The sequence below is a fragment of the Streptomyces sp. SA15 genome (assembly GCF_002291145.1).
In the GTDB taxonomy this organism is placed as follows: Bacteria; Actinomycetota; Actinomycetes; order Streptomycetales; family Streptomycetaceae; genus Streptomyces.
The window spans coordinates 206,000-218,395 of the sequence record NZ_NTGE01000058.1 but is presented as its reverse complement, the minus strand read 5'-3'; the positions used below and the strand labels follow the sequence as shown (position 1 = coordinate 218,395).

General features: G+C 71.2%; 12 protein-coding genes and 1 pseudogene. 5 read left to right on the top strand and 8 right to left on the bottom strand.

Annotation, left to right across the window (positions count from 1 at the left end):
• From CLM62_RS49930 to CLM62_RS10690, 7 genes are all read right to left on the bottom strand, one after another.
• On the bottom strand, positions 1-329 hold a 329-nt coding region (locus tag CLM62_RS49930; RefSeq protein WP_179382039.1), incomplete at its 3' end, for a hypothetical protein.
• 245 nt (positions 330-574) lie between these two features.
• Positions 575-1,153: a hypothetical protein gene (locus CLM62_RS10715; protein WP_095749602.1), complete on the bottom strand. Its 579-nt coding sequence runs from the start codon at positions 1,151-1,153 to the stop codon at positions 575-577.
• Positions 1,154-1,255: 102 nt separating this feature from the next.
• Positions 1,256-2,530, bottom strand: a complete 1,275-nt coding sequence (locus CLM62_RS10710; RefSeq protein ID WP_095749601.1) for an MFS transporter — start codon at positions 2,528-2,530, stop codon at positions 1,256-1,258.
• A gap of 58 nt (positions 2,531-2,588) precedes the next feature.
• Entirely contained in the window at positions 2,589-3,998 is a 1,410-nt protein-coding gene (locus CLM62_RS10705; protein WP_095749600.1) for a CitMHS family transporter, read from the bottom strand.
• A gap of 133 nt (positions 3,999-4,131) precedes the next feature.
• On the bottom strand, positions 4,132-6,420 hold the full coding sequence (locus CLM62_RS10700; RefSeq protein WP_095749599.1) for a molybdopterin oxidoreductase family protein: 2,289 nt from the start codon (positions 6,418-6,420) through the stop codon (positions 4,132-4,134).
• Positions 6,421-6,662: 242 nt separating this feature from the next.
• On the bottom strand, positions 6,663-7,280 hold the full coding sequence (locus CLM62_RS10695) for a TetR/AcrR family transcriptional regulator (protein WP_095749598.1): 618 nt from the start codon (positions 7,278-7,280) through the stop codon (positions 6,663-6,665).
• The gene (locus tag CLM62_RS10690; protein ID WP_095749597.1) at positions 7,277-7,885 is read right to left on the bottom strand and encodes a hypothetical protein; all 609 of its coding nucleotides are present in this window, start codon (positions 7,883-7,885) and stop codon (positions 7,277-7,279) included. The genes CLM62_RS10695 and CLM62_RS10690 overlap by 4 nt, the downstream gene beginning before the upstream one ends.
• Before the next feature lie 294 nt (positions 7,886-8,179).
• Here CLM62_RS10690 and hmgA point away from each other — a divergent pair, with 294 nt between their 5' ends.
• The 5 genes and pseudogenes from hmgA (at position 8,180) to CLM62_RS49925 (ending at position 12,030) form a co-directional block, all read left to right on the top strand.
• Positions 8,180-9,523: a homogentisate 1,2-dioxygenase gene (gene hmgA / locus CLM62_RS10685; RefSeq protein WP_095749596.1), complete on the top strand. Its 1,344-nt coding sequence runs from the start codon at positions 8,180-8,182 to the stop codon at positions 9,521-9,523.
• 88 nt (positions 9,524-9,611) lie between these two features.
• The gene (locus CLM62_RS10680) at positions 9,612-10,361 is read left to right on the top strand and encodes a GntR family transcriptional regulator (RefSeq protein ID WP_095749595.1); all 750 of its coding nucleotides are present in this window, start codon (positions 9,612-9,614) and stop codon (positions 10,359-10,361) included.
• A gap of 26 nt (positions 10,362-10,387) precedes the next feature.
• Positions 10,388-11,563, top strand: coding sequence for a type ISP restriction/modification enzyme (locus CLM62_RS10675; protein WP_179382038.1), 1,176 nt, complete (start codon positions 10,388-10,390; stop codon positions 11,561-11,563).
• Between the two features lie 112 nt (positions 11,564-11,675).
• Positions 11,676-11,786 (top strand): annotated as a pseudogene (locus tag CLM62_RS51350) (ABC transporter permease); the annotation flags it as partial.
• A 91-nt stretch (positions 11,787-11,877) separates the two neighbouring features.
• On the top strand, positions 11,878-12,030 hold the full coding sequence (locus tag CLM62_RS49925; RefSeq protein WP_179382037.1) for a hypothetical protein: 153 nt from the start codon (positions 11,878-11,880) through the stop codon (positions 12,028-12,030).
• Between the two features lie 16 nt (positions 12,031-12,046).
• Here the strand turns inward: CLM62_RS49925 and CLM62_RS10665 are convergent, their stop codons facing one another.
• A complete protein-coding gene (locus tag CLM62_RS10665) occupies positions 12,047-12,316 on the bottom strand; it encodes a hypothetical protein (RefSeq protein WP_095749593.1) in 270 nt (89 codons plus the stop codon).
• Positions 12,317-12,396: the final 80 nt, after the last annotated feature.

Sequence of the window (12,396 nt, the reverse complement as noted above, 5' to 3'; positions counted from 1 at the left end):
TGCCACAGCGCCGGATCCGGGACGCGCCGGGACCGCCCCACCGCCCGTCTGAGTCCCTGCCGGATCGCGCCGGGCACCGCCCGCACCAGCACCAGGCCGCGCGCCGCCCGCACCAGGCCGGACACCCCCAGCCACAGCATCGGATCCGGGCTGCACCTGCGCCGCCCCACCGCCCGCACGGGTACCACCAGCGTCACGCCGAACACCACCCGCACCCGCCCCCGCACCGGCACCGGCACCGGCACCGGCACCAGGCCTTCCACCACCCGTGTCCGCGCCGGACCGGACATCCCCCGCGCCGCCCCGACTTCCGGAAGGCTTCGCCTCACCTCCGCCGCTCCCTTCGGGCGGAGCCCCTTGCCCCCCGGTGCCGTTCACCGGTAGTTCCGGTGCTGCCCCTCGTGCGTCGACGCGGGTGTCCGACGTCCCGGAGAGGCCCGGCGGAGCGGTCGTGGTCGCTGCGCCGGGCTCCTCGTCCTGGGACAACCACACGCTGCCCGCCACCAGGGAGACGGCCAGTACGGCCGTTCTCGTCAGGCGGTAGGCGCGCGTCCGGTACCAGGGCCTGCGGCGTCTACGCCGCGCCATTGGTGCGACGGCGCCGGAACCAGACCGTCCCGCCGACCGCGGCCACCCCCACCGCGGCCGCACCGGCGACCGGCGTGAAGGCGTCGGCCCGGGCGAGGCCGCCGCCGCCGGCGGGCGGACCGCCGTTGGGGGCGATGGCGCCCGCCACTCGGTTCGCGCAGTCCACGTTGAACAGCTTGGTCTTGCGCGGGACCGCCGGCTGGTCGACGACCGTCCAGTTCAGCCTGTATCGGCCGACGGGCAACATCAGGTTGCCTGAGACGCCGGCTCCGTTGGCGAGCGTGACGACGCCGGAGAGCGTGGCGTTGGCGGGGGCCTGCGCGGTCTGCGGCTCGATGGTCCAGTTGATGCCCTCAGCGATGTCGAAGTTGAAGGCATCGAGGTAGAACCTGCAGATCCTGGGCTGGTTGAGCCGGGCGGCGACGGCAGTGCCCGCCATGTGGACGTTGACGTCTCCGTTGTGCCCGGGTTGGGCGACGGCGTTCGGCGCGCTGAGGAGCACGGCTCCGCCGACGGTGAGCGCCGTCAGTACGGCGGCTCTGCGCGGACGGGACGAGGTCGGCATACGGGACCCTCCGAATCAGATGCTTTTCATACGAATCTCACTGTCATCTGACTCAATGTCATATTTGCCGCGAAGACGGTGGGAGCAGCGCCCTACGCCCTGTCAGATATCGCTCTTCCGGCTCAACGACGGACGGAAGCGACGCCCCCGGCCCGGTGCCTCGCCGTGCCCCGTCTCGCCTTGCCCCGTCTCGCCGTCCCCCACCGCGGCCCGCCCCGGTGACCGCAGCGCGATCCCCGCGGACACCAGCAGCAGCGCGCCCAGCATCACGAACGGCGCGGCCACGCCCGCGACCCCCGCGACCAGGCCCGCCGAGGCGGGCGCGGCGACCTGGCCGAGGCGGTTGCCGGTCAGGCGCAGCGCGAGGGCCGTGGAACGGGCGCCGTCGGGGGCCGCCTGGACGACCGTCGTCATGGACAGCGGCTGCCCGACACCGAGGCAGAAGCCGAGGACGGTGAGGATCAGGGCCAGCGCCCAAACCGGAACCGGCAGCGCGATGCCCGCGCACAGCACGGCCGCCAGCAGACAGGTCACGGTGAGGAGAAGGGCCCGGCCGAGCAGCCGCAGCAGGGGCGTGAGCACCAGCCGGCAGGCGATCGTGGCCGCCGCGCGCAGGCTCAGCAGGACGCCGATCACGGACGGGGCGATGCCCCGGTGTTCGCCGACCACCGGGAGGTAGGCGGTGAGGATGTCGGTCGCGGACAGCACGGAGAGGCTGATGAAGATACCCGCGGGCACACCCCGGGCGCGCAGGATGCGCTGGACGGGGACACGTCCGCCTTGTTCCGTACGGGACTTGGCCGCCGTATCGCGATGCTCTATGCGCCACAGCGACGTGCACGCGACCGCCGCGACCGCGCCCGCCACGACGAGGGCGAGCGCGCTGGTGCCCGCCATGTCGGGGCCGCCGATCAGCGCGCCCGCCGCGATCGGGCCGACCAACTGGCCGAGGGAGGCGCCGATGGTGAAGTGGCCGAAGTTGCGGTCCTGTTCGTTCGGGGCGGACTGGCGGGCGACGAGAGACTGGGCGCCGATCACGAAGCAGAGATGGCCGAGGCCCATCACACCGCTCCAGATCGCCATCGCCCAGAGGGAGTTCGCGATACCGCTCAGGGCGCAGCCGCCGGCTATCAGGACCACGCCGACGGGCAGCAGGGGCGCGCAGCGGCCGTGATCGGTACGGCGGCCCAACGGTACGGCGGCGAACAGCGGTAGTAGCGCGTACACACCCGCGATCACACCGATCGCCCGCTCGTCCGCGCCCAGCGCGAGGGCCCGGTAGGAGACGGCGGGCCGGGCCATCGACACCGCCCCCTGCGCGAAGCTGAAGGCGATGACGAGGCGGAGCAGCCAGCCGCGGTTCCCACCGGGCCCCATGTTCGAATCCTCCGTCGAGTGTGCCGAGTACGCGGACGACCGTTCTTCGGGCGAGCGTTCAGATGATCCCGAAGAGCATCCCTGCCCCGAGGATGATGAGGCATGTGAGGGCCGCCCACTTGACCACGAACCGCGTGTGGTCGCCGAACTCGACCTTGGCCATGCCGACCAGGACGTACACGGCCGGGACGAGCGGGCTCGACATGTGCAGCGGCTGGCCGACCAGCGAGGCGCGGGCGATCTCCAGCGAGGACACGCCGTGCGCCTGACCGGCCTCGGCGAGGACCGGCAGGACGCCGAAGTAGAAGCCGTCGTTCGACATGAAGTACGTCAGGGGCAGGCTCAGTACGCCGGTGACGAGGGCCATGTGCGGGCCCATGCCCTCGGGGATGACGTCCACCATCCACTTGGCCATGTGCTCGACCATGCCGGTGCCCTGGAGGACGCCGGTGAAGACGGCGGCGGCGAAGACCATGCCGGACACGTTGAGGACGTTCTCGGCGTGGGCGGCGATTCGGGCCTTCTGGTCGGGGATGTGCGGGAAGTTCACGGTGAGCACCAGCGCGGCGCCGAGCAGGAACAGCACCGGGATCGGCAGCCACTCCATGATCATGGCTGTCAGCAGGACGACCGTGAGCAGCGCGTTGAACCAGTAGAGCTTGGGGCGCAGCGTGGCCCGGTTGGGGTCGAGGGCCTTGAAGCCGTCGTCCTCGCCCTCCTCGGCGTCGGCGTCGGCATCGGTACCGGAGCCGGCGCCACCGGTGCGCACGGGGGTCTTCTCGTCGCCCGAGCCACCCGCGCCCACGAGAACCGTCTCGGCTTCCTCGGGCTCCAGCACCTCGTCCAGCGTCAGCACGCCCAGCCGCTTGCGCTCGCGCAGACCGAGTGCGTACGACAGGACGAAGACACCGAGGAGGCCGACGGCGAGGGCCGGGATCATCGGGACGAAGATGTCGCTGGCGTCCAGCTTGAGGGCGGTGGCGGCGCGGGCCGTGGGGCCACCCCAGGGCAGGGTGTTCATCACGCCGTTGGCCATGGCGGCAACGCCGGTCAGCACGACCAGGCTCATCTTCAGGCGCTTGTACAGCGGGTACATGGCCGAGACGGTGATCATGAAGGTGGTCGAGCCGTCGCCGTCCAGCGAGACGATCGCGGCGAGCACGGCGGTGCCCACGACGATCCGCATCGGGTCGGCCTTGCAGAACTTCAGGATCCCGCGCACGATCGGGTCGAAGAGGCCGACGTCGATCATCACACCGAAGTAGACGATCGCGAACATGAGCATCGCCGCGGTGGGGGCGAGGCTGGTGACGCCGTCGATGACGTAGTCACCGAGGTTGGCGCCCTTGCCGACGAACACACAGAACAGTGCGGGGATCAGTACGAGCGCCGCGATCGGCGACATCTTCTTCATCATGATCAGGACCAGGAAGGTCGCGATCATGGTGAAGCCGAGGATGGTCAGCATGAGTGGATACCTAACGTTCGCCCTTGAACTCCCACCAGGGCCGGCGGTGCGATGACGTTAGGTCCCGTCAAGCAGCGTTAACAAGACGTTGACACGCGAGCAATAAGCGCAAAACTCCAGGTCAGCGCTTTGCTCAGGTCAGAGGGCTGAGCTTTTCGGCCACGGGGGCGGCTTCGGCGGCGGGTACGGCGGCCAGTTCGACGGGCACGCCGTTGAGGACCGCGTTGCCCGACAGCGGGTCGAGCAGGGTCCCGTCGAGGAGTTGGTTGACGTTGACGCCGGGGTCTGCGGAGGCGTGGCTGAGGCGGGTGCCGGGCCGGTCGTGGCCCCAGCCGTGCGGCAGGCTGACCACGCCCCGGCGTACCCCGTCGGTGACTTCGGCCGGGGCGGTCACCTCTCCCCCCGCGCCCTTGACGCGCACGGGTTCCCCGTCCCGCACACCCAGCCGTTCGGCGTCCTCGGGGTGGATGTGGAGCGTGCAGCGGTTGGTGCCGCCGGTGAGGGCGGGCACGTTGTGCATCCAGCTGTTGTTGGAGCGCAGATGGCGGCGGCCGACGAGGACGAGCCCGGCGGGGCGCTCGTACAGGGCCTGCCGGAGGCGGGGCAGGTCGTCGGCGATCGGCTGCGGCAGCAGCTCCACCTTGCCGCTTCGCGTCTTCAGCGGCTGCGGCAGGCGCGGCCGCAGCGGCCCGAGGTCGATGCCGTGCGGGTGGGCCAGCAGTTTCTCCAGGCTCAGCCCGTCCGGTCGTACGCCGAAGCCGTCGCCGTAGGGGCCGAGGCGCAGCATCATGTCCAGCCGCCGCTCGGGGCCGTTGTCGCCGGTGAGTTGTGCGGCGAGTTCACGCGGGTCGCGGCCGTGCACCGGGGAGTGCGGTTCCTCGACCGCCTTGCCGAGGGTCTGGTCGATCACCATCGCGTCGACGGCGGCCGGGTCGGCGCCGTGCATGCCGGTGGCGGCCAGGATCAACCGGGCGAGAATCTCGGTCTCGGCCATGCGGCCGGGTTCCAGGGGGACGGCGGGGCGGGTGTAGCGGACCTGGTTGTGGACGGCGAGGGTGTTGAAGGCGAAGTCGTGGTGCGGGCTCTGGGCGGGCGGCGGCGGGGGCAGGACGACATGGGCGTGGCGCGAGGTCTCGTTCAGGTACGGGTCGACGCTGACCATGAAGTCGAGCGAGTCGAGGGCCTTGTCGAGCCGGTCGCCGTCGGGGGCGGACAGGACGGGGTTGGCGGCGACGGCGACGAGCGCCCGGACCGGCTCGCCCTCCTCTGTCGCGGTGTCGATCTCCTCGGCAAGGGCGGAGAGCGGCAACTCCCCCTTGGCCTCCGGGTGTTGACTGACGCGTGAGCGCCAGCGCCCGAGCGCGAACCCGCGGCCGGGGCCCGGGGGGCGGGGCGTCTTGTCGGTGGCGGCCTGGGGGAAGAGGGCGCCGCCGGGGCGGTCGAGGTTGCCGGTGAGGATGTTGAGGACGTCGACGAGCCAGCTGGCGAGGGTGCCGTGGGGAACCGTGCAGCTGCCGATGCGGCCGTATACGGCGGCGGTGGGAGCGGCGGCGAGTTCGCGGGCGAGGGTGCGGGTCACGGAGGCGTCCACGTCACAGGCCGGCGCGACGGCTTCCGGGGTGAAGTCCCGCACGGATGCCCTGAGTTCGTGGAGGCCCTGGACATGCGGGGTCAACTCGCCGAGATCCACGAGGCCTTCCTCGAAGAGGACGTGGGCCATCGCCGCGAGCAGCAGGGCGTCGGTGCCGGGGCGGATCGCGATATGGCGGTCGGCCAGCTTGGCGGTGCGGGTGCGGCGGGGGTCGATGACGGTGAGGGTGCCGCCGCGGGCCTTGAGCGCCTTGAGCTTGCCGGGGAAGTCGGGGGCGGTGCACAGACTCCCGTTGGATTCCAGGGGGTTGGCGCCGATGAGCAGCAGGTGGTCCGTGCGGTCGAGGTCCGGTACGGGGATGGCGTTGGCGTCGCCGTAGAGCAGCCCGCTGGAGACGTGTTTGGGCATCTGGTCGACCGTGGAGGCGGTGAAGACGCTGCGCGTGCCGAGTCCGGCGAGGAGCACCGGCGGATAGAGGGCGCCGGCCATGGTGTGCACGTTGGGGTTGCCGAGGACGACGCCGACGGAGTGCGGGCCGTGCCGCTCGACGACGGGCCGGATCCCGGCGGCGACCGCGTCGAAGGCCTCCTCCCAGGTGGCCTCGCGCAACTCCCCGTCCTTGCGCACGAGCGGGGTGCGCAGCCGGTCGGGGTCACCGTCGACGGCCCCGAAGGAGGCGCCCTTCGGGCAGATGAACCCACGGCTGAACACGTCGTCCCGGTCACCGCGGGCGCCGGTCACACGGCTCCCCTCGATGGTGAGGGTCAGGCCGCAGGTGGCCTCGCAGAGGGGGCAGATGCGCAGGGCTGTGCGGGAGTCGGTGGTGGGCACGGGTCCTCCCGGAGGGTGGCGGCTACGGTGACGCACGGGCTCGGGGGCGAGCATACCGACCGGTATGCACGGGCGCGAGGGGTCGCGGGGCACGGATACCGAAAGTTACGTACCCCAAGCACGTAACCGCACGTCATGCACCGCAGGTCGCGCGCCGAAAGCCACGCACCGCATGTCACGTAACCGCATGTCACGTAACCGCATGTCCCGCACCGAAATCCACGCACCGGACGTCGCGGCCGTCAGTCCAGGACCCGTGCCAGATAAGCCCGCAGCATCTGCCGCGTCTCCTCGATGATCTTCTCGTCGCCCTCCGGAGCCATCCGGAAGGCGAGATGGACAAGGGTGTCGGCGGTTTCCACGGCGATGAGGAAGACGCGGCGCAGGTCCTCGTCCGGTGCGCGGTCGAGGTAGCCGGAGAGGAGGTCGGTGAGGCGGTCGGCGACGCGGTGGTTGGGTTCGGCGTGGCGGGTGCCGACCGGGATCTGGTTGCCGAAGTCGACGAGGGAGAAGCCGGGCGCGGTGCGCTTCATGGCGAGGTACTCGTCGAGCACGGCGTCCACCGCCGCGCGCCAGCCCGCGTCGCCGGTCTCCTTGAGGCGCTCGGTGACGCGCGCGGTGTAGCGCTCCAGGTTGCGTTGGGCGAGGGCGTCGGCCATCTGGCGCTTGTTGCCGAAGAAGCGGTAGACGGAGCCGATGGGGACGCCGGCGCGCGTGGCGACGGCCCGGGTGCTCAGGGCGTCGTAGCCGACCTCGTCGAGGAGGTCGGCGCAGGCGTCGAGGATCCTGGTCAGCCGTTCGGCGCTGCGCCGCTGCACGGGCGCTCGACGAAGCGATGTCGCTGGGGGCACGGGCTTCATGATGCCTCTCCGCCGGGGCCCGGGGAACCCGGCCCTCCGGTACGCGGACCGGTGCCTGATGCACCCGTCGCGGGGGTCGCCGTCTCGTTCGCCGTCCCGGCCGGTTCCGGCTCCGAGGCCGTGATGTCCGCCGTGCTCTCGACCGGCTCGCCGTCCACAGCCCACACCGTGCCGTCGTCGGCGTACAGACGCACGGTGACCTGGTGCGTGCCGTGCGGGACATAGCGGCCCGAGAGGCGGTACTCGGAGGTGCGCAGGCCGGTGACGGAGCGGTCGTCCACGAAGAGGCGGGCGACGCCGCGTCCGGGTGCGGCCTTGGCCTGCGCGCCGGCGGGCGTGAAGCGGAAGTTGCGGACGGTCAGCCGGACGTTCCAGCTGTCGCCGGCGCCGGGCTGCACCTCGATGCCGACGTCGGGCGCGTCCTCTTCCTTCACCTCACGGAGTTGGCGCCCCTCGTGGTCCGTGTCGTCGAGGACCTTCCCCACCGGCGAGGGCGAGGCGTCCTCTTCCTGCTTGGGCGCATCACCGGAACCGCAGCTCGCGGATCCGGTCAACAGCAGGACACAGACCGCGAGCGCGGCAAGCAGTCCCCGCGTCCACGACATACCGGGGAGCGTAGAACACCGGTGCGACACCTCGAATCCCCCTGGAGTCTGGTTCCGGCCGCCTCCGGTCGTCCTCCGAGAGGAGGTCCTCCCGGCCAGGCCACCCTCGTCAGGAGGATGTTCCGCCTGCCCGGGCCCGTCGCAGTTCCGCGTCGCCGGTCGCCGTGGCCACGTCGGCGGCACCGGCGAGGAGGTAACGCCGGCGCACCGCGTGACCACCTTTCGCTACCTCTTGCGCCCGGGAAAACGCAATCCTACGGTGGAGCATAGGAATAGGACCGCAAGGGAGCGATCATGAGCGGGGACGCGCGCAAGACGGCCGAGGCCTTGACCTACCTCTCCGGTTTCGGCAACGAGCACAGTTCCGAGGCCGTTCCGGGCGCACTGCCCGTCGGCCGCAACTCGCCGCAGCGCGCGCCCCTCGGCCTGTACGCGGAGCAGCTCAGCGGTACGGCGTTCACCGAGCCCCGGGCGTACAACCGCCGCTCGTGGCTGTACCGGATCCGGCCGTCGGCCGCGCATCCGGCGTTCACCCACACGCACAACGGCTGGATCCGTACGGCCCCCTTCGCGGAGTCCGTGCCGGACCCGAACCGGCTGCGCTGGGACCCCCTGCCGGAACCGGTGGAAGGCACCGACTTCCTCGCCGGCCTGTGGACCCTCGGCGGCAACGGCGACGTGACGCAGCGCACCGGCATGGCCGTGCACCTCTATCACGCCAACTCCTCCATGGACCGGGTCTTCAGCGACGCCGACGGCGAGCTGCTGATCGTGCCGGAGCGCGGCGGGCTGCTGCTGCGCACGGAGTTCGGGCTGCTGCATGTGGAGCCGGGACATGTGGCGCTGGTTCCGCGTGGGGTGCGCTTCCGTGTGGAGCTGCTGGATACCGCGTCCGACGGCGGACAGAGCCCGACTGCGCGCGGCTATGTGTGCGAGAACTACGGCGCCCCCTTCCGCCTCCCCGACCTCGGCCCCATCGGCGCCAACGGCCTCGCCGGCGCCCGCGACTTCCGGGCGCCGGTCGCCGCGTACGAGGACGTCGAGGGTCCGGTGGAGGTGGTGAACAAGTTCTGCGGCAACCTCTGGACAGCCGTCTACGACCACTCACCGCTCGACGTGGTCGCCTGGCACGGCAACCATGTGCCGTACATCTACGACCTGCGCCGGTTCAACGTGATCGGGAGCATCTCGTACGACCACCCCGACCCGTCGATCTTCACGGTACTGACGTCCCCCTCGGACACCCCGGGCCTGGCAGGCGTCGACTTCGTGGTCTTCGCGCCGCGCTGGCTGGTGGGCGAGGACACCTTCCGGCCGCCGTACTTCCACCGGAACGTGATGAGCGAGTACATGGGCCTGATCGAGGGCGCCTACGACGCCAAGACGTCCGGTCCGGGGGGCTTCGTCCCCGGTGGCGGCTCGCTGCACAACATGATGTCGGCGCACGGACCGGACCGGGAGACGTTCGATCGCGCGAGCGCCGCCGAGCTGAAGCCGCAGAAGGTCGACGACGGCCTTGCCTTCATGTTCGAGACGCGCTGGCCGATGACGCTCACACCGCACGCGGCCCGGGCGGAGCACCTTCAACAGCACTACGACGACGTGTGGAAGGGCCTTCAGCGCCACTTCCGCCCCTAGGCCCTTCGGAACCTGAGGAGTCCGCCCCGGATTCCGACCCGGATCCCGCCCCTTGCACGGAAGATTCCCTACCGGTACGGATGGCCCCGTGACCTCCTTCGCCCCGGACTCGATCGTCCTGAACCGCAAGCTGCCGCTCTGGTACCAGGTGTCGCAGTCACTGCGCGCCTCGATCCTCGGCCGCTCGCCCCAGGACCCGCTGCGCCTGCCCACCGAGGAACAGCTGGCGGGGCACTACGGAGTCAGCGTGCTGACCATGCGGCAGGCACTGAAGGAGCTGGAGGACGAAGGCCTGATCACGCGCCACCGCCGGCGCGGCACCTTCATCGAGCCGGACGCCCGCAGGGGCGCCCCCGTGCGGCTGCTCGGCTCGGTGGACGCGATCGTGGCCCAGCAGTCCGGCATGGCGACCCAGCTGCTCGACCACGGCAAGGGACCGGTGCCCGTCGAACTCGCCGAGTACTTCCCGGATCTCGACGAGGTGGCGACGTACCACCGCCTGCGCGGCGACGAGAAAACCGGCGAGCCCACCAACCACGCCCGCAACTACGTCCGCCCCGAACTGGCCGCCCTCATCGACCTGGACGACCTGCTCCGCCGGCCGATGACCAAGGTGCTCAGGGACATCGTCGGGGTGGACATCAGCCGCATCACGGACACCGTGGAGGCCCGGCTGGCGGACCCGGAGACGTCCCGGCTCCTCCAAGTCCCGCTGCTCAGCCCGATCCTGCACTACACGGGCGTCACCTACGACACTCAGGGGCGCGTGCTGGACGCGGCGGTCATCCACTACCGGGGCGACCGCTTCTCCTTCACGGTGACCCTCGACGCCACCTGACCCGGCTGTCACTGACAGGTCGTACGATGCCCAGCGTGACGCACGACGACGCTCCGCTGCTGGCGGACCTCATGCCGTGGTCCGTCGCACCGCCGCGGCTCGGCCGGGGGTGGCCGACGGGCCCCGACCCGGCATCCCTGAAGGCCCGCTGGGACGCCCTGATGAAGGCGGAGGGTCCGGACCGGGAGGCCCTGTTCGAGCCCACGCGCTCACGCACCCTGCGCTCCGCGGTGGGGCAACTGCCGGGCCGTTCCGGCGGCACGGAGAAGCTGGTCCGTGCGACGGGCCCCTGCCCCGAGCCCGTACGGGTCCTGCACGCGCCCTTCGACGAGCAGTGGCTGATCGCGGACCACCGGCTGATCGACGCGGCCCGGCCCGAGCTGTGGCGGGTGGCGGACGAGCAACAGATCTTCGTGGTGGAGGCGACGGCGGTTCCGGACGCGACCGGCCCCCTCCTGCTCGCGACGTCCCTGCTGCCGCTCCTGCGCCCCGGCCGCATCCGCCCGCTGTACCGCCGCCCCGGCGGCGAGGAACCGAACCTGGCGCCGGGTCTGCTGGAGCACCTGGGCACGCGACTCGGCCGCTCCCTGACACCCGTGGACGTCCTGGCCTGGGCTCTGGCGACCGTCCGATACGCTCCCGCCGGCCACGCGGTCCCCCTCACCCAGGAGCCCGAACTCTGGTCGCAGGGCGTCGAGTTGGGCCACGGCCTCTTGCGGCTGCTCCGCCGCAACGGCGACCGCCCCAAGCTGCCGGGAGGCCGCCGCCCGTACGTCCGCGCTCCGCTGCCCGCACGGCCACTGACCTTGCACTACGACCGCGAGGAGGAGACCCTGCACCTGGACGAGGGCCGCATTTCCCCGGTGCCGCCGGAGGCGTGGGACTTCGAGGTGAGCGGGGCGCGTGTGCTGGAACAGTGGTTCGCCGCACGCACGGCCGAGGTGGAACCGGGCACGCTGTCGGCGATCCGCCCGACGACATGGCCGCAGACGTGGACGTCGGAACTGCTGGAACTGATCACGGTGCTGGCGTTGCTGGCGGAACTTCGGCCGCAGCAGGAGGAGTTGACCGTTACGGCGCCGATCACCGCGGCGGATCTCAAGAAGGCAGGCGTCCTGCCGGTGCAAGACGCGGCACGTCGACCGGCGTCGGTCTTGGACCACCACGAGGAAGGCCCAGAAGGCCAGTTCGCGTTGCTCTAGCCGACCTCAAGCAGGATCACCCCTGCGGCGAAAAGGCGTCCAGCACCCGCCCCAACATCCGCTCGAAAAATCGCCTCAAGATCAATCGGCCCCGAATCCTCCATGAACGCCAGCGCCGGTGCCGGAGGGGGCGGCCTGGCCGGTGGCGCATCCGGTCGCCGGATCGCTGGCCTGGTGTGCGGTGCTGCTCGCCGTGTTCGTTCCTTCGGCCGTGCGCCGGTAGGCGCACGGTGAGCGGTGAACCGGCACCGACGAACGGTCGTCAAGGGCCGTAGAGCGCGGTGTCGTCGGGCACGTGGGGTGGGGTGTGCCGAATGAGCCGGTTGAAGGGGGACGTGCCCGCGCTCGGGGTGTCGCGCGCCGGTGCGTCGCTGCGTGCCGTGGGGATGACGGACGGCGAGAGCGCAGCGCCGCACCGGAACGGCATGGCGACCGACCCGGGCGCGGGCCCTTGGGGACTGCTCTGAGGAACGCCGGTGTCGCTCAGCGTCCGCCGAACAGCGAACGGCGCAGCCGGCGCAGCGGCGCGAAGAGCGAGACCCGCCTCACGCGCTTGCCCCTGTCACTGCGGTTCTGCGTGGTGTCACGTGCGGTCAGCTCCCGCATCAGCGACGTCGCCTCGGCCGTCTCTCCCTGTGGGACGGCGGGACCCGCCAGCACCGAGAGATGGCGGTCGAGGCGCGAACTGGTCGCGCTGCTCCCGCAGGTGATCGCAGGGACCCTCGCCCTGCTGCGCACTGTTATCTGTTCCATGTCACTCCCCACCCGTACGAGTCCACCCGGCCCGGGCAGGGTAACCCTATCGCCCCCTTGGGGCACTCGTGTATCGCGGT